At 68.7% G+C, this 16976-nt stretch carries 18 protein-coding genes; 13 read left to right on the top strand and 5 right to left on the bottom strand.

Annotation, left to right across the window (positions count from 1 at the left end; translation table 11 throughout):
- Positions 1-18: 18 nt before the first annotated feature.
- Positions 19-1581, bottom strand: coding sequence for a peptide MFS transporter (locus IPP98_13205; protein ID MBL0180059.1), 1563 nt, complete (start codon positions 1579-1581; stop codon positions 19-21).
- Positions 1581-2138, bottom strand: coding sequence for a hypothetical protein (locus IPP98_13200; protein ID MBL0180058.1), 558 nt, complete (start codon positions 2136-2138; stop codon positions 1581-1583). The genes IPP98_13205 and IPP98_13200 overlap by 1 nt, the downstream gene beginning before the upstream one ends.
- Before the next feature lie 108 nt (positions 2139-2246).
- On the opposite strand from IPP98_13200, the gene IPP98_13195 reads away from it, so the two are divergent.
- From IPP98_13195 to IPP98_13180, 4 genes are read left to right on the top strand one after another with little or no spacing between them, the layout of a single operon-like run.
- Positions 2247-2735 (top strand): hypothetical protein, encoded by a 489-nt coding sequence (locus IPP98_13195; GenBank protein ID MBL0180057.1) that lies wholly within the window; start codon positions 2247-2249, stop codon positions 2733-2735.
- 13 nt (positions 2736-2748) lie between these two features.
- Positions 2749-3825, top strand: a complete 1077-nt coding sequence (locus tag IPP98_13190) for a glycosyltransferase (GenBank protein ID MBL0180056.1) — start codon at positions 2749-2751, stop codon at positions 3823-3825.
- Positions 3825-4616, top strand: coding sequence for a glycosyltransferase (locus IPP98_13185; GenBank protein ID MBL0180055.1), 792 nt, complete (start codon positions 3825-3827; stop codon positions 4614-4616). The genes IPP98_13190 and IPP98_13185 overlap by 1 nt, the downstream gene beginning before the upstream one ends.
- Positions 4613-5368: a DUF3108 domain-containing protein gene (locus tag IPP98_13180; GenBank protein MBL0180054.1), complete on the top strand. Its 756-nt coding sequence runs from the start codon at positions 4613-4615 to the stop codon at positions 5366-5368. Before IPP98_13185 ends, IPP98_13180 begins: the two co-directional genes overlap by 4 nt.
- An 81-nt stretch (positions 5369-5449) precedes the next feature.
- Here IPP98_13180 and IPP98_13175 read toward each other — a convergent pair whose 3' ends face one another.
- On the bottom strand, positions 5450-5671 hold the full coding sequence (locus tag IPP98_13175; GenBank protein ID MBL0180053.1) for a hypothetical protein: 222 nt from the start codon (positions 5669-5671) through the stop codon (positions 5450-5452).
- 90 nt (positions 5672-5761) lie between these two features.
- On the opposite strand from IPP98_13175, the gene thiO reads away from it, so the two are divergent.
- Entirely contained in the window at positions 5762-6871 is a 1110-nt protein-coding gene (gene thiO, locus IPP98_13170) for a glycine oxidase ThiO (protein MBL0180052.1), read from the top strand.
- A 30-nt stretch (positions 6872-6901) separates the two neighbouring features.
- Here the strand turns inward: thiO and IPP98_13165 are convergent, their stop codons facing one another.
- Together IPP98_13165 and IPP98_13160 are read right to left on the bottom strand one after the other, a co-directional pair.
- Positions 6902-8323 carry a hypothetical protein gene (locus IPP98_13165; protein ID MBL0180051.1) on the bottom strand — a complete coding sequence of 474 codons (1422 nt, stop codon included), beginning with the start codon at positions 8321-8323 and terminating at the stop codon, positions 6902-6904.
- Positions 8320-9039: an ABC transporter ATP-binding protein gene (locus IPP98_13160; GenBank protein ID MBL0180050.1), complete on the bottom strand. Its 720-nt coding sequence runs from the start codon at positions 9037-9039 to the stop codon at positions 8320-8322. Before IPP98_13160 ends, IPP98_13165 begins: the two co-directional genes overlap by 4 nt.
- Before the next feature lie 208 nt (positions 9040-9247).
- On the opposite strand from IPP98_13160, the gene lipA reads away from it, so the two are divergent.
- From lipA to IPP98_13120, 8 genes are all read left to right on the top strand, one after another.
- Entirely contained in the window at positions 9248-10168 is a 921-nt protein-coding gene (lipA, locus tag IPP98_13155; GenBank protein ID MBL0180049.1) for a lipoyl synthase, read from the top strand.
- Complete coding sequence (pdhA, locus tag IPP98_13150; protein ID MBL0180048.1) at positions 10169-11200, top strand: pyruvate dehydrogenase (acetyl-transferring) E1 component subunit alpha; 1032 nt, start codon at positions 10169-10171, stop codon at positions 11198-11200. It abuts the gene before it with no gap.
- Positions 11200-12180 (top strand): pyruvate dehydrogenase complex E1 component subunit beta, encoded by a 981-nt coding sequence (locus IPP98_13145; protein MBL0180047.1) that lies wholly within the window; start codon positions 11200-11202, stop codon positions 12178-12180. The genes pdhA and IPP98_13145 overlap by 1 nt, the downstream gene beginning before the upstream one ends.
- A 426-nt stretch (positions 12181-12606) precedes the next feature.
- Positions 12607-13431 carry a 2-oxo acid dehydrogenase subunit E2 gene (locus IPP98_13140; GenBank protein MBL0180046.1) on the top strand — a complete coding sequence of 275 codons (825 nt, stop codon included), beginning with the start codon at positions 12607-12609 and terminating at the stop codon, positions 13429-13431.
- Between the two features lie 144 nt (positions 13432-13575).
- Positions 13576-14976 (top strand): dihydrolipoyl dehydrogenase, encoded by a 1401-nt coding sequence (lpdA, locus tag IPP98_13135; GenBank protein MBL0180045.1) that lies wholly within the window; start codon positions 13576-13578, stop codon positions 14974-14976.
- Positions 14977-15036: 60 nt separating this feature from the next.
- Positions 15037-15495: a hypothetical protein gene (locus IPP98_13130; GenBank protein MBL0180044.1), complete on the top strand. Its 459-nt coding sequence runs from the start codon at positions 15037-15039 to the stop codon at positions 15493-15495.
- Positions 15492-16184, top strand: coding sequence for a lipoyl(octanoyl) transferase LipB (gene lipB / locus IPP98_13125; protein ID MBL0180043.1), 693 nt, complete (start codon positions 15492-15494; stop codon positions 16182-16184). The genes IPP98_13130 and lipB overlap by 4 nt, the downstream gene beginning before the upstream one ends.
- A 55-nt stretch (positions 16185-16239) precedes the next feature.
- Positions 16240-16791 (top strand): hypothetical protein, encoded by a 552-nt coding sequence (locus IPP98_13120; protein MBL0180042.1) that lies wholly within the window; start codon positions 16240-16242, stop codon positions 16789-16791.
- Positions 16792-16976 lie beyond the last annotated feature (185 nt).

The following is a 16976-nucleotide window of genomic DNA, read 5'->3' as shown; positions in this document are numbered from 1 at the left end:
CATCGATCCTCATGTGCACTAGTTCGCTTCGATCATCCGCTTGATCGGCTTGATCATCAGCCCGAGGATCGCAGCCGTGATGAAGAGCGCCACGGCGGTCCAGAGGAAGAGCTCGGGCATCTGGTCCAGCTTTTCCGGATCGACGCGACCGCCGACGAGCCCTGCGATCAGGTTGCCCACTGACGCGGCGAGGAACCAGATCCCCATCATCTGACCGACATACTTCCGCGGCGCCAGCTTCGTCATCGACGACAACCCCACCGGCGACAGGCAGAGCTCGCCGAGCGTCTGGAAGAGGTAGCTCCAGACCAGCCACATCGGCGACACCTTCAGCGTGCCGCCACTGGCGACGACATCCTTCGCAACGATCACCATCAGGCCGAAGCCGACCCCGGCGAACGCCAGGCCGAGCGCGAACTTCGCCGGTGCCGAGAGGTCACCGCCGCGCTTGGCGAGGCCGACCCACACCGCCGCCGCCACCGGCGCGAAGATGATGATCCAGGCGGAGTTGACCGACTGGAACCAGGTGGCGGGAATCTCGAAGCCGCCGACCATCCGATTGGTGAAGTCGCGCGCGAAGAGGTTGAGCGAGGTCGGCGCCTGCTCGAAGGCTGCCCAGAAGAGGGCGGCGAAGATGAAGAGCACGAGGATCACGACGGCCTGCTTCTTCTCCTGCCGCGTGAGCGAGCTGTCGAAGAAGACGAAGCCGAAGAAGAGGGCGCCAAATCCGACGAGCACGTAGACCATGTTGAGGCCGATCGCTTGCGGATCGAGGGTCACCACGCCGCTCGCGACCAACGCGAAGAGCGCCACGATCGACGCCAGGAGCAGGCCAACGACCGTCTTCACCGAGCGTTCCTGCCTGGCCTGCACCGCCGCGTCCGGATGCCGGACAATCTCGGTCCCGAGGTCGCCGAGCGTGCTCGGCGCGAAGAGCTTGAACGAGACCAGGCCGAAGAACATGCCGACGCCGGCGGCGCCGAAGCCCCAGTGCCACCCGATGCTCTCACCGAGAAAGCCGGTGACCAGCTGGCCAACGAAGGCGCCGGTGTTGATGCCCATGTAGAAGATCGAGAAGCCGGCATCCCGCCGTGCGCCGCCCTCGGGGTAGAGATCGCCCACGATGGCGGAGATGTTCGGCTTGAGAAGCCCCGTGCCCATCACGATCAGGACCAACCCGGCGAAGAAGGCGAGCTTCCCGGAGGTCCCCTGCCCTGCGAGGCCGGAGAGGCCGATCGAGAGGTGGCCGAGGGTGATCAGGATCGCCCCGTAGTAGATCGACCGGCGCAGCCCGAGCCAGCGGTCGGCAATCCATCCGCCCGGTAGTGAGGCGAGGTAGACGCACGCCGCGTAGATGCCGACGATGGCAGAGGCCTGGCTCCGCTCAAGGCCGAAGCCGCCGTCGAGCAGGGCGGCCGACATGAAGAGCACCAGCAACGGCCGCAGGCCGTAGTAGCTGAAGCGCTCCCACATCTCGGTGAGGAAGAGGGTCCGGAGTCCGACCGGATGACCGAAGAAGCCGGTGGTGGGTGCCTGGCTCACGTGTATCCCCGCATGATGAGGAGGGCCTGCAGGATGGATCAAGCGTCGGGCTGGGGCCGTTCGCCGAGCTGCTTCTTCAGGTGCGCCAACTGTGCCTCGACCGCCGCCTCGCGGGCGCGCTGTTCCAGCGCGTAGCTCTCGAAGGGCGAGTCGTCGAGCGTGCTGCCGGGTTCGGCGGTCGCGCCGAGCGGTGCGGCGCCGTCGCCGGGAATGCCGCGCGACGCGGCCTGATAGCGACGCTTGGTGCTCTCGTAATCCTCTTCGGCCAAGCGGAGTTCGTCTCGCTGCACCAGCACCTTGCGCTCGAGCAGGTCGACGCGCGCGGCGGCCTTCGCGGTGAATTCATCGGCCAGCGTGGCGGTTTCGGTGTCGCCGATCTCGGCCGCCATCCGACCACGTCGGGCGTAGTCCTCGGCCTCGCGCCGGGCCTGCGTCAGTTCCGCCTCGGTGCGCCCGAGCGCCTCGCGGAGGTGCCCGATACCGACCTTGAATTCGACCAGCGCCTCGCGGAGGCCTGCGGCCTGGTCACGGGCACTGGCGCCCGCGCGCGGGGCAAAGAGGCGGTCGAGATGAGCCTTGAGGTCGTCGAAGTCCATGGCCTGCTGGGTGTGGGAAACGGGGCGAATGGTACCCGCCGCGATGCGCAGCGGTCAAGCAACCGCTGGGGATGTAGATTCCGACGTCTCCGGCCACACGAGGTTTCGATGTCGCTCCGTTCCGTCGCCACGACCACGTTCCTTCTCGCACTGGCCGCCTGCACCGGCGGGGGTGGAGGGGGCTCCGTCTCCTGTGGCATCGCCTCCCTGACCGGACCGCTCGTGGCCAAGGAAGCCTTCGCGAAGGGGAATTCGCTGGTGGCGCCGCCCGATTCCATCCCGGCCTCGGTGCCGCTCCGGATCGTGGCAGGTCAGGCGCTCCGCGGACACGTGACCAGCGCCGATTCGCTGGGCTGGCACCTCTCCTCACCCGACACGATTGCCGACGGAACGCCGGTTGGCTTCGGCGTGCTGCTGGTCGATCGCCAAGGGGTGACGCTCGGTGCGCTGGTCTTCGAAGGCGTGTCGATCCCGGGCGCGCCGGTCCTGGGCGACCTGACCCTGCGCGACACCATTGTCCCGCTCCTCGGCGTCCGCGTCGATCGGCGCCAGATCGAGGATCCGAAGTGTCCGCTCTTCCCGGACTCGACCCACTGAGCTCGGCATCACGATGACCCGTGCTCGCGTGCTGCACGTCGCCAGCGGCCGCGAGTGGCGCGGTGGGCAGCGGCAGGTGCTTCTGCTGGCACGCGGACTCGCGGCCGTCCCCACCGTCTGGTCGCAAGTGGTGACGGGCCGCGGCACGCGCCTCGCCGAGGAACTCGCCCATGCCGGGGTCCCGCGGCACGAGACGCCGTGGCGCATGGGACTCGACCCACGCGCCCTCGCACGCGTCGTGCGCCTGACCACTCGTGACACCCTGCTCCACGCGCACGACGGGCACGCACATGCGCTCGCCGACGCGGCCGCCCAGATCACCGGTGCACGGGTCGTGGTCACGCGGCGAATCAGCACGGCCATCACCGCGCCGCGTCGCTATCGGCGCGCGGCCGCCGTCATCGCACTCTCGGACGCAATCGCGGCGCAGGTGGCGTTGGCCGGGGTGCGCTCCAACCGTATTCATCGCGTCCCGCCGGCGGTCGACCTCGCGCCGCTGGCGCTGGCACCGCCCTGGCCGGCCGGCGTGCCGCACCCCGGCGCTGCCACGCCGTGGATCACGGTGATTGCCGCACTCACTGCCGAGAAGGGGGTCGACTTGCTCCTCGAGGCGGCGGCGATCATCGCGCCGCAGCGGCCGGCGCTCCGTTGGCTGATCCTCGGCGAGGGCGAGGAGCGTGCGGCCCTGGAGGCCCGACGGCATGCCCTCGGCCTGGACGAGGTGGTCCAGATGCCCGGCCATCTGCTCGGCCCCGGGGGAGCGCTGGTGGGTGCCACCCTCGCGGTGCAACCGTCGCGCAGCGAAGGGTTCGGCTCCAGCGTGCTCGACGCCCTCGCTCTGGGCATCCCCGTGGTCGCGACGGCCGTGGGGGGACTGCCCGATGCGTTGGTCGCCGGCGGTGGGCTCCTGGTCCCCCCGGGGGATCCCATTGCGCTCGCCGAGGGGATCGTCAGCCTGCTGGATGATGCCCCACGGCGCGCCGCGCTCGGTGCCGCCGGACGTGCGGCCGCGGCGGGCTTCGGCGTGGACCAATTGGTCGCGCGGACGCTCGCCGTGTATCGTTCGCTCGACCTTCACCCTGGCGACTGATGCTCTACTTCTGTATTCCGACCCACGACGAGGCCCCGACCGTCGGGCTGCTGCTGTGGAAGATCCGACGCGTGCTCGAGGAATCGGCGCGGGAATATCAGTTGCTCGTCGGCGATGACGCCTCCACCGATGCGACCACCGAGATCCTCGCGCCATATGCCAAGGTGCTGCCCCTCTCGGTGCTACGGTCCGAAAAGCATCTCGGCTACGCCGCCACCGTCGAGCGGCTGCTGAAGGAAGCGCTGCGCCGCTCTGATCGACACAAGCGCGACGCGGCGATCCTGCTGCCGGCGGACTTCACCTTCGATCCTGCCGAACTCTCCGAATTCCTCAAGCGGATCGACAGCGGCGCCGACCTGGTGATCGGCGAGGCCACCCAGGTTGACGAAGCGGACAAGTGGCGGCGACGGGTCCGGCGCTGGGCGCCGCGCCTCCTCGGCCGACGCGTACGTGTGGCCGGGGTCCGCGACATCGTCTCCGGGGTGGCAGCGTTTCGCCTGGTCACCTTGCGTGCGGCGTTCAAGGATCGGCCCGAGCGCTGGCTCGAGACGGAAGGATGGGCGGCCAACGCGGAGTTGTTGAGTTGGGCCGCCGCGGGCGCGCGACAGGTGGAATCGGTGGCGATCACCGAGCGCGTGGAACGTCAGCAGCGTGAATCACGTCATGCGGCGTGGGATCGGGCCAAGGCGTTGTGGGCGGCTCGTCGCCAGCTGGTTGCTCCGCCCTCCAACCCGGAGGCGGGGCGCAAGGACCGGTCGCCCCGTGCGACCACGACCCGGGATACTGCGTGACCTTGTTGTTCGCCGGCCTCTCGCTGCTGCTGCAGACGACCGCTCCGCTCCCTGCCGCTCCCGCACTCGCGCCGGCGCCGTTCGGCGTCGGGGAGTCGCTGGTCTTCAAGGGGAAGTTCAATCTCTTCCGCCCCTGTTGTGCCACGCTCTCGGTCGAAGCGATCGACACCGTGCGCGGCGTGCCGAGCTACCGCTTCTCGTTCAACTCGAAGATCTCGATTCTCGGCATCTTCACGAGCGAGAGTCAGCTCGTCTCGTGGACCGGTGTCGACGACTTCATCTCGCGCCGCTTCCTCAAGGTGATGTCGGACACCAAGCCGCCGCGGCAGGACTTCAAGATCTATCCCGACTCCGGCTTCTATCGCCGCAACCTCGACACGGCAACGAAGGCCACCTCGACGGTGCCCCTCGACGACGTCGCGTTCTTCTATTACATCCGGCGGGTACCGCTCGAGGTGGGGCGGACGTACGAGTACCACAATTACTGGCGGAAGAGCCAGAACCCGGTGCGGGTGCAGGTGCTCAAGCGCGAGATGATGCAGCTCCCCGACGGATCGAAGGTGAACTGCCTGGTGCTCTACCCGATCGTCGATGAGAAGAACGGCATGTTCTCGAAGACGTCGAACGCTCGGCTCTGGCTGACGGATGACGCGCGACGGATTCCGGTGCAGATCCGCTCGACCTACAACTTCGGCGACGTCACCCTGATCCTCGACCGGATGACCCTCGCCCCGGCGAGCCGCGGCGACTGACGCCCGGCACCGGTAGGGGAAGACACCACAACGCCGGCGCCATCCCATTGGGGACGGCGCCGGCGTTTCGATACCTTGGGGTCAGGCGGCCGGGGCGGAGTTGCCGCGAATGGTCTCGCGGACCTTCTGCGCCGTGCTCGGCGACACCATCTTGAGAATCGTGTAGATCACGAATCCGACGAAGCCCCACCAGAGAATCGTCAGCACGAGACCGATCAGCGCCCCAAAGACTGCGGTAAGGAGCTTGAACGCCATCAGGGCCAGGAAGGCGAAGACGGCAAACCCCGAGATGTTCCGGACCATGTTAGACTCCCCAGCGAGGGTACGGGCGCACCATGCGAACCCGTCGGTGGAATCTACGCGGAGTCTCCAGCTGAGGTTTCAACTCGCATCGTGACGACCAAGACGGCAGACGTGGTGGTGATCGGAGGCGGCGCGGTCGGCTCGGCCACGGCCCGTGCCCTCGCCGTGGCCGGCGCCAAGGTGATTCTGTTGCAGCGGCCCGAAACCCCGGGCGAGGGGTGGCGCGCCGCGGCCGGGATGCTCGCGGCCCAGATTGAGGGGACGACCGACGACCCGCTGCTGAATCTGGCCCTCGCGGGCCGGGCCTTCTATCGACGGCACGCCGACGGCCTGCGCGAGACGACCGGAATCGACATCGGGCTCCAACTCACCGGGATCCTGCAGGTCGCCCGCAGCGAGGCGGATGCCGCCTCGTACCGGACCAAGGTCGCCTGGCAGCGGCAGCAGGCCCACCGCGCGGATTGGCTCGACCCCGAAGAGGTCGAGGAAGGGTGGCCGTGGCTCGCGCCCGGGCTCGGCGCGTTCTGGTCGCCAGAGGACGGCTCGCTCGACCCGGCCCGGACGGTGCGCGCATTCCGCGCTGACGCCGTGCGACTCGGCACCACCATCATCGAGGACACCGCCACCGGGCTCGACCGGAACGGTGACACCCTGCTCGGCGTGATCGGCGAGGCCGGCCGCTACGCCGCAGGGCATGTCGTGTTGGCGGGGGGGGCGTGGGCGGGTCGGATCGAGCATCTGCCCCGGCCAGTCTCCGTGGAGCCGGTGCGCGGCCAGATGGCGGCGTTTCCGTGGCCGGAGGGGATTGGGCAGGCGGTGGTCTACGGGACGCGGTGCTATCTGCTCCGTCGCGGAGACGAGATGCTCGTCGGCGCGACGATGGAGCACGCCGGATTCGAAGTCACCACCACCGCCGACGGGCTCGCCGATCTCTTCGCGCGGGCGTCCGCGCTCTACCCGCCCCTCGCGAGCATGACACCGCTGCGCAGCTGGGCCGGCCTCCGGCCCGGCACGCCGGACGGACGGCCGATCATCGGTCCCGAGCCACGGCTGCCCGGGCTCTGGTATGCCGCGGGGCATGGCCGCAATGGCATTCTGCTCGCGGGCGTCACCGGCGAGTTGATTGCAGCCTCGATTCGTGGCGAACCGTGGAGCGACGAGATGCATGCGGTGCGGGCCAATCGCTTCTGGAACTGGTAGCCGCCGCAACTCCCCAGCCGTCGCGGCGGGCTACGCCTTCCGCCCATCGTAGCTCGCCAACCCACGCGCAAACAGCTCGGTGCCGACGATCAGGGCCAGCAACGCCGCACCGAGCGGCAGTGCCGGACCCGCCGAGGCGCGAACTGCCCGCCAGCGCCGGAAGAACTCCCCGATATCGCTGGCACCGGCCCCCTCCGGCGTCAGGAACCAGACTGCCACGATGATTGCGCCGATGACCAGCGCGACGCGGAAGAGTCGGCGCTTGGTGCCCCACACGGCCAGCGCGGCACCGATGGCCCCCATGGCGAGAAACCAGAGCCAACTCATGCCGACCATCGTCGGTGTCACGGCGATGCCATTGGCCGCGCGCGAAAGCGCCATCAACGCCGCACCGGGGACGGCCAGGACCATCACCGCCAGCAGGTGCCCGAGCGCCACGAGGCGGCGCGGATGCGGGAGATGTTGCAGCCCTTCGAGGGCCCCGGTGCCACGCGCCGTGAGCAGTTGCAGCGCGATGCCGCCGGGCACGAGGGCGGCGAGAATCGGGAGATAGCCACGCGCAAAATTCGCAAGTTCACCGACGTCGGCCACCACCACCGCCACGAGCACCGCCGCGATGATGAGCTCTCGGCGGAACTGCTCGAATGCAAGTCGGAGCCGGAGCCGCGCCACGGCGAGCAGCGGCCCGCGGCCGAGTGCTGCGAGTTCCCGCTTGGGGGCGGCGCCGAGTCGCACGCCGAACGCCGCCGGGTCGGGGCGGAAGCGTGCCAGCCCCTGTGCGAAGAGCGCGACGCCTCCGACGAAGGCCGCAATGACGGGCAGGGCCAATCCGGCGATCGCCAAGAGCCCGACCCGCCACGGGGCATCCATCCAGGTCATCATCTCTGCGGCCGCTGCTTCCACCGTGGTCCCGATCAGCGACTTCGCCGACTGGGGCAGCAGCGTCGGCAGCAGCCAGATCGTCATCGGCAGCCACCAGAGCCGACGCAGCGCGAAGCGGGCGTTCAGGCCGAGCATCAACCAGAGGAAGCACCACCAGAGCAGCTGCAGCGCCCCAGCGGCGATGGCGATCACGGGTCCCGCAACCAGCGCTGGTGCCTCCGCCTCCCGCGCGATGCCGATCCCGACGGCGATCAAGGCGATCAACATCGGTGCGGTACGGATGGCCGCGCCAAGCAATCGGCCGGCCGCAATCGTGCGCAGGGGAATCGGAAGGGTGCGATCGAACTCGAGGTGGCCGTGCATCTTGTCGGCGGCGAGGCTGCCGAGCGGCCCCAGACCGGCGACCATCACCACCGGCAGCGCGAGCATGCCGACCACCAGCGCGCCGGTGGGCGGAAGGAGCAGCGTCGCCACGATCGCGGCCGTCGCGAGCCCGCCGATCCATACCATGGCCGATCGACCACGCCAGAGTTCGAGTCGCACCACGGCGACGAAGCCGCGACGATTCATTGCCGGTCGCGAAGGACGTCGGCCACGAGCGCCGTGAGTTGACCCGAGGCCCGCGCCTCGGTGAGCGCGTCGCCGGCAAGTTCACCCACCAGTTGTCCGCGACGGAGCAACAGCGCGCGGTCACACAGCGACTCGACGTCTTCGAGCAGGTGCGACGAAAAGAGCAGCGCCCGCCCCGGCGATTCGGCAAAGCACTCGCGGAGCAGCGCCAGCAGTTCGAGGCGCACCACCGGATCGAGTCCGTTGGTCGGTTCGTCGAGGACGAGCAACTCCGGCCGATAGGCCTCGGCGCCGATGTAGGCCGCCTTCACGGCGGTGCCGCGGGACAGTGCCGCGATGCGCTCCCCGGTATCCAGGCCGAGCCGGGCGGAGAGGTCGCGCTGGTAGGCATCATCCCAGGTGGGGTAACAATCCCGGAGAAAGGCATACCACTCCCGCACCCGGAGGGCGGCGTCGGCCGGAGGCTTCTCGCCCGCAAAGCCGATCTTGGCGCGCCACGCGTCCGGGGCGTCCTGCGGGTCTCTCCCGGCCACCTCGACGAGTCCACGGCGGTCCAGGAGACGCCCGGTGACCGCCCGGAGGAGGGTGGTCTTCCCGGCCGCGTTCGCCCCAAGCAGCGCGACCGTCTCCCCCCCCTCGATCACGAACCCCAACGGGCCGAGGGTGAAGGTCGGGTACTGGACAGTGAGCTCACGGGTGGTCAGGATCGGAGGCACGCACGGGGCCCGGGGTAATGAGGAAGGCGGAAAGTCACCCCGTCGGCCCCCAGAGGGAAGGCGGTTGGCCCACCCCCCTCTCGGGGCTATTTTGTTGCTCCTGCGCCAGTTCCGGCTGGCGCGCGACCTCGGCGAGACGGAAGGAGTCCGCGTGGCCGTGCCGCTTGTCCAACTGACCCGCCAGCCCACCCCTGAAGCCTCGGGGGGGATGGTTCCCGTCGCCCCCGCCCGAAAGCCGAGTTGGCTGAAGGTGAAGGCGCCCGGCGGGCAATCCTATATCAAGATCCAGGCGATGATGCGCGAGCTCGGCCTCCACACCGTGTGTGAGGAGGCCCGTTGCCCGAACATCGGCGAGTGCTGGGAGCACAAGGCCGCCACCTTCATGATCCTGGGTGACGTCTGCACGCGGAACTGCACCTACTGTGCGGTGTCCCACGGCACCCCGAAGGCGTTCGACCCGACCGAGCCAGTGAAGCTGGCCGAAGCGGTGGCGCGGATGGGGCTGGAGCACGTGGTGATCACCTCGGTGGATCGCGACGACCTGCCGAACGGTGGAGCGGAGGCATTCGCGGGTTGTATCACCGAGATCAAGGCGCGCCTGCCCAACACCTCGGTCGAAGTGCTGATCCCGGACTTCAAGGGATCGGAGCAGGCGCTCCGGATCGTGATGGAGGCGAAGCCGGACATCCTCAATCACAATCTCGAGACCGCCGAGCGGCTCTACCGCCTGGCGCGCCCGGGTGGTCGATACGACCGTGCCCTCCGCGTGCTCGCGAACGCGCGCGCGATGGATGCCACCGCCCTCACCAAGTCGGGGATCATCCTCGGCATGGGCGAGGAGTGGGATGAGGTAGTCACCTGCCTGCGCGACTTGCGCCGCAGCGACGTCAACATTGTCACCCTCGGGCAGTACCTCCGGCCATCGGATGGTCACCTCCCGGTGGTGCGGTATTACACGCCGGACGAATTCGCGGAGCTCCGCGAGATCGGGCTGCGGATGGGCTTCTCGCATGTCGAGAGCTCGCCGCTGACGCGTTCGTCCTATCATGCCTGGGATCAAGTCCGATCCGCGCGCGCCCAGACCGAGCCGAGCGAGTCGATTCTCGCCACCGCCCCGGAGAGCTTCTAAATGGCCGTTAGCACCAGCAACGCCCCCAAGGCACGCCGCCGCGGGACCGACGCCCCCTACGCCGACCAGTATCAGGACTGGTTGCGCATGATGTTGCTGATCCGTCGATTCGAGGAGCGCGCCGGTGAGGCGTACTCGATCGGCCAGATCGGCGGCTTCTGCCACCTCTACATCGGGCAGGAAGCGGTCGCCGTCGGACTGATCTCGGCGCTGCGCTCCGATGACTACGTGATCTCCGCCTACCGTGAACACGGCCAGGCGTTGGCGCGCGGCATGACGTCGCGCTCGATCATGGCGGAGCTCTACGGCAAGGCCACCGGCTGCTCGGGGGGCAAGGGCGGCTCGATGCACCTGTTCGATCTCGAGAAGGGCTTCATGGGTGGGCACGGCATCGTCGGCGGCCAGATTCCGCTCGGCGCCGGCTTCGCCTGGGCGGCCAAGTACCGGAAGACGGAGCAGGTCTCGCTCACCTTCTTCGGCGAGGCCGCGGCCAACATCGGCGCGTTCCACGAGGCGTTGAACATCGCCGGCCTCTGGAAGCTGCCGGCGATCTTCGTGATCGAGAACAACGGCTACGGCATGGGGACGGCGGTGAAGCGGTCGGCGGCGATCACCGACTTGCACCTGCGCGCGGCGAGCTACGGAATGCCCGGCGTCGAGGTGGATGGGCAGGACATCGTCGCCGTGCGCGAGGCGGCCGAGACGGCGTACGCTCGGGCTCGTGCCGGCGAGGGGCCGACGCTCCTCGACATCCGGACCTTCCGCTATGTCGGCCACTCGATGTCGGATGCGGCGAGCGGGACGTACCGCAGCAAGGAAGAGCTCGACGCCTCACGCCAGCGCGACCCGATCGCCCTGCTCGAGGCGCGGATGCGGGACGCCGGCTTGCTGGACGACGCCGGACTCGCCGAGCTCGAGGCGTCGGTCGCGGCCGAAGTCGCCGATGCGGCGACCTTCGCCGAGGAATCGCCGGAGCCGGACGCGAGCGCTCTCTTCACCGATGTCCTGGCGCCGCACGGGGAGGACACCTGATGGCCGTCCTCACCTATCGCGATGCCCTGAACGAGGCGCTGCGCGAAGAGATGCAACGCGACGGCGACGTCTACCTCATGGGCGAGGAAGTGGCCGAGTACAACGGCGCCTACAAGGTCAGCCGCGGCCTGCTCGAGGAGTTCGGGCCGATGCGCGTCGTCGACACGCCGATCGCCGAGCTTGGCTTCGCCGGGATCGGCGTCGGGTCGGCGATGACGGGCCTCCGCCCGGTGATCGAGATGATGACCTGGAACTTCGCGCTGCTGGCGATCGACCAGATCGTCAACGTCGCCGCGAAGATCCGCTACATGAGTGGCGGCCAGATCGGCTGCCCGATCGTCTTCCGCGGCCCGGGTGGCGCGGCGCTCCAGCTTGGCGCGCAGCACTCGCAGGCCTTCGAGAGTTGGTACGCCCACATTCCGGGGCTCAAGGTCGTGATGCCCGCGACACCGGCCGACGCGAAGGGGCTGCTCAAGAGCGCCATTCGCGACAACGATCCGGTGGTGTTCATCGAGGGCGAGATGCTCTACAACCTCAAGGGCGACGTCCCCGAGGGTGAGCATCTGGTGCCGATCGGTGTGGCCGACGTGAAGCGTGCCGGGCAGGATGTCACGATTGTCTGCCATTCGAAGACGGTCGCACCGGCGTTGAACGCCGCGAAGGCCCTCTCCGAGGAAGGGATCGACGCCGAGGTGCTCGACCTGCGCACCATCCGGCCGCTCGACGAAGAAGCGATCCTCCGCTCGGTGGCCAAGACGCATCGCGTGGTCGTGGCCGAAGAAGGGTGGTACTTCGCCGGGGTCGGGGCGCAGATCGTCGACCTGGTGCAGCGCGAGGCGTTCGACGACCTCGATGCCCCGGTGTTGCGGGTGCACCAGGCCGACGTGCCGATGCCGTACAACAAGTATCTCGAGAAGGCGGCCAAGGCCGACGCGACCAAGATCGCGGCGGCGGTTCGCCGCGTCTGCTACAAGGATTGATCGAATGGCCACCAAGGTCGTGATGGAAGCGCTGTCGCCGACGATGGAAGAGGGCCGCCTCGTCGAGTGGAAGAAGAACGAGGGCGATGCGGTCGCCGTGGGCGATGTGCTCGCCGAGGTGGAGACCGACAAGGCGGTGATGGAGTTGGTCGCCCGCGGCGCCGGCGTCCTCCTCAAGCAGGTGATCCCGGTCGGCACCACGGCGCCGGTGGCGTCGGTCGTGGCCTGGATCGGCGCGGCGGGCGAAGAGATCCCCGGCGGCGCGGGCGGAAGCCCCGCCGTAGGGGCGCCGCCTGCGGCGCCCGCCGTGGCCACGACGACCCCGGCCCTGGGCCCGGACGCGCGCGCCCCACCACCGCCGCCGCGCCGGTGCCGGCCGCGAGCACCCCCACGCCGGCGGCGGACGCCCGCATCAAGGCGACCCCCTTGGCGAAGCGCGTCGCCGCCGAGCGCGGGCTCGACCTCGGCGCGATCGCGGGGAGCGGCCCCGAAGGGCGGATCGTGGTGCGCGACCTCGACGGCGTGGTGCTGGCGCCGGCGGCCGCGGCGCCGGGCCTGGCGGCGTCGGTCTACACGGACGTGCCGTTGACGCAGATGCGCAAGGCGATCGCCAAGCGCTTGGTGCAGTCGATCGGCCCGATCCCGACCTTCTACCTCACGGCCGAGGTGGACATGGAGCGGGCGCACGAAATGCGCGAGGCGCTCCTGGCCGCGGATCCGAAGAACGGCAAGTTCTCGTTCAACGACCTGATCATTCGCACGACCGCCGCCGCCCTGCGGCAGCATCCGTGGGTGAACAGCTGGTGGTCGGACGATCACATCCGGCAGTGGCATGACGTCCATATCGGCGTCGCCGTCGCGGTCGAGGACGGGCTCATCACGCCGATCGTCCGCCACGCCGACCGGAAGACGTTGCGCGAGATCGGCGGCGAGGTCCGCGAGATGGCCGGACGCGCACGCGAGAAGCGCCTCAAGCCCGAGGAGTACACCGGCGCGACCTTCTCGATCTCGAACCTCGGCATGTTCGGCATCGACGAATTCACCGCGGTGATCAATCCGCCCGAGGCGGGGATTCTCGCGGTCGGCCGACTGGAGCAGAAGCCCGCAGTCGTCGACGGCGAGCTCGTGGTGCGCCGCCGGATGCGGATCACCCTCTCCTGCGATCACCGCGTGATCGACGGGGCCACCGGCGCCGCGTTCCTGAAGACGCTGGTGGGGATGCTGGAGAATCCGCTGGCGATGGTCTGGTAAGAGTCGTTAGTCGTTCGTCGTTAGTCGTTAGGGGTGGAGTCGTCGAATCGTTCCATGCTGGCCTGAGTAACGGACCACCTAACGACTAACGACCAACAACTAACGACTCCAACAGAGATTTGTCCCCTACTGGGAGCTCCATACATGGCCAATCAGTCCTTTGACGTCATCATCATCGGCGGCGGCCCTGCCGGCTATCCCGCCGCCATTCGCGCCTCGCAGCTCGGGCTCACGGCGTGCGTGGTCGAGCGCGACAAGCTGGGCGGCGTCTGCGTGAACATCGGCTGCATCCCGACCAAGGCGCTGCTGCACTCCGCGGCGATGGCCAACAGCATCCGCAAGGAAGCGAAGGAGCTGGGCATCGAGGTCGGCGAGGTGAAGACCGACTACGGCGTCGCGATGAAGCGCTCGCGGAAGGTCGCCGAGCAGAACTCGAAGGGCGCCGAGTTCCTGATGAAGAAGAACAAGGTGACGGTCATCAAGGGGACCGGCGTGCTCGCCTCAGCGACGACGGTGAAGGTCGGCGACGACGTGCTCACCGCCAAGAAGGGGATCGTGCTGGCGACCGGCTCGCGCACCAAGGGAATTCCGCCGGTCGGCCTCGCCGTCAACGGCACCACGGTGATCACCTCGGACGAGGCGCTCTTTCTCGAGACCGCCCCGAAGCGGCTGGCGATCGTCGGCGCAGGTGCCGTCGGCTGCGAGTTCGCCGACATCTTCAACGCCTTCGGGTCCGAGGTGACGCTGATCGAGGCGTTGCCGCGCATCCTCCCGATCGAGGACGCCGAGTGCTCGGACGTGATCGCCAAGTCGTACAAGAAGCGCGGCATCAACGTGCTGGCCGGCGTGAAGGTCGTGAAGGCCGACGTGAAGGCCGCCGAGGTGAGCATCACCGTCGAGGTCGGTGGCAAGCAGGAGACGATCACCGCCGACAAGGTGCTGATGGCCGCCGGTCGCGCGGTGAACACCGAGGCGATCGGGCTGGAGGCCGTCGGCGTGAAGTTGACCGACCGCGGCTTCATCCAGGTGAACCCGGCCACCCTCGAGACCACCGTGAAGGGTGTCTACTCGATTGGGGACGTGGCCGGCCCGCCGATGCTGGCGCACAAGGGCACGCGCGAGGGGATTCACGTCGCCGAGGTGATCGCCGGACACCACCCGAAGGCGATCGACTACAGCAACGTGCCGAGCGTGACGTACTGCCACCCGGAGGTGGCCTCGATCGGGCTCACCGAGGAGCAGGCCAAGGAGCAGAAGCTCGACTACCAGGTCGGTCGCTTCCCGTTCTCGGCCAACGGCCGCGCCCGCGCGTCGAACGAGACCGACGGCTTCGTGAAGATCATCCGCGGCAAGAAGTACGGCGAGATCATCGGCGCGCACATCGTGAGCGGGCACGCCTCGGAGATGATCCACGAGTTGATCCTTGCCCGGACGAACGAGTACACTGTGGAAGAAGTCGACCTCGCGATCCACGCGCACCCGACGCTCTCCGAGGCGATCGCCGAAGCGGCGCTCGACTCGCTGGGTCGGGCGGTGCACATCTAGGACCGATGACCGATGATCGATCATCGATGATCGATCATCGGTCCCGGCTCCTCGAGACCCATGGGAAGTCCGCCCCCGCTCTCTCCTAATCCGTTCGGCGCCGATGCGCCGACCGAGGATCGTGTCGGCCTCGCCGTGGCGGCGGTCGGCGCGGCCGCGGCCGCGGCGGTGGCGTGGTTTGCCGTGCTGACCTTCCTCGTCGCCCGGATGCGCGATCCGAGTGTGACGAGCGCCGCCACGGTGAACCCGAATGCGCCCTACGTGAATCTCTTTCTCGTCGGGATTCCGATCGGCCTGCTGGTGGCGGGCCTGGTGGGGTGGATGCTGATGGCGCCGATCCATTCCAACTTTCGTCGCGGGGGGCTCGCCATCGTGGGTGCCCTGGCGGGGACCTGCCTCGCGATGATGCTGACCTTCACCGCCCACGCCGCGCTCGGCAGCGGGGCATTGGCGGCGCTGGCTATACTGGCCCTGGTCGTGGCGCTCCGGCTCGGAGGCCGCGCACGCCGGGCGGCATGAGCGTGCCACCCCTCGAGGTCGTCGACCTCGGCCGCCGGCCCTACCTCGACACACTGGAACTCCAACGCGCCCTCCGGTTGCGTCGCGTGGACGGTTCGCTTCCCCACGACATCCTGCTCCTGGTTGAACACGACCCGGTCTACACCCTGGGCCGCGGCACCGAGGCCACCTCGCTCCCCCTCCCCATCCCGGCCCTCGAGGCGCGGGGCGCCACCGTGGTCGAGGTCGAACGTGGCGGCGACGTCACCTGGCACGGCCCCGGCCAACTCGTCGGTTACCCGATCATCCACCTCTCGGCCCACCGCGAAGACCTCCATTGGTACCTGCGGACCCTCGAGGGCGCCCTCATCGACGCGCTGGCGCAGTTCGGGATTCCCGCCGAGCGAGTCGCCGGGAAGACAGGTGTCTGGACCCAGGGGCGGAAGATCGCGAGCCTCGGCATTCACGTGAAGCAATGGGTGACGCTGCATGGCTTTGCGCTGAATGTCGACCCCGAGTTGGCGTGGTTCGGCGCGATCGTCCCGTGTGGCCTGCCGGGAGTCACCATGACCTCTGTGGCGAAGGAAATCGGTGGGGCCACGCCGACGCTTGCGGCCGAGGTCCGCGCCGTGGTGATGGCCTCGATGGCGACGGCGTTCGGGCTGCGCGCGAGGCCCCGACCCCTTGCCGATTTGCTCCCGTCGGAGTAGCCCGCGCCTGAGGCGCGGGGTTGAAATCGGGGCCGCGAAGGGCTTCCCTTCAGCCATGCCTGACCCGATGGATTCGACCCGCATTGCCGCCACGGCCGACGAACGAATCGCCGCAATTCTTCGTGCGGCGAGCTCGTGGGCGACCGAGGCCCCCCCGGCCTTGACCCCGGCGATCAAGGCCGTCTGCATCCGGCTGGCGGAGATGGTGGCCGATCAACGCCACTATCTCGCCCCATTGCCGGAGCCCCAGGAGTCCGAGCGCCGCACCGTGCTGACCCTGGTGGCCGAGCAGCTCCGTCGCGGACCGGTCGCCCAGGAGTTGCGGACTCACCTCGACGCGCTCGCTGAACTGGAGCTGCGCGCCACCGGCTCGTGGTCGCTGGTCGCGAGCGCTCAGACCGAGTGGGTCGAGCGGGCCATCGAGTATCTCGATCGCGCCTGTCGGGCGATTCCGGCCGAGGAACGCCCAGACCAGTATTGGGCCGACGATGTCGTCGCCGGGATCATTGCCTCCGTGAAGGGGATCATTGGCGCCGACGATCTGCACGCGCGGATCGAGGCGCAGTACGCCGGCCAGGGGCGCCCGCCGGTGAAGCGCGACGACTGACCCGAAGTACATGACGGGCAAATAGTTACGGCCGACTACCTCGCGCAGTCGGCCGCTTCGTTGCTGCCCCGGAGCGTCGCCCTGAAACACCAGTTCGCGACACTGCGTATCGATTCAAGCAGATGCGTGGTGGGCGTTGGTGTCCCCCAACCCCTTTTTCCACTGGCGTCCATCACGTAGCTGCA

The sequence above is a fragment of the Gemmatimonadota bacterium genome (assembly GCA_016720805.1).
Classification (GTDB): Bacteria; Gemmatimonadota; Gemmatimonadetes; order Gemmatimonadales; family GWC2-71-9; genus Palsa-1233.
Note: the sequence above shows the minus strand (reverse complement) of the source record. Positions and strands in the feature narration are given on the sequence as shown.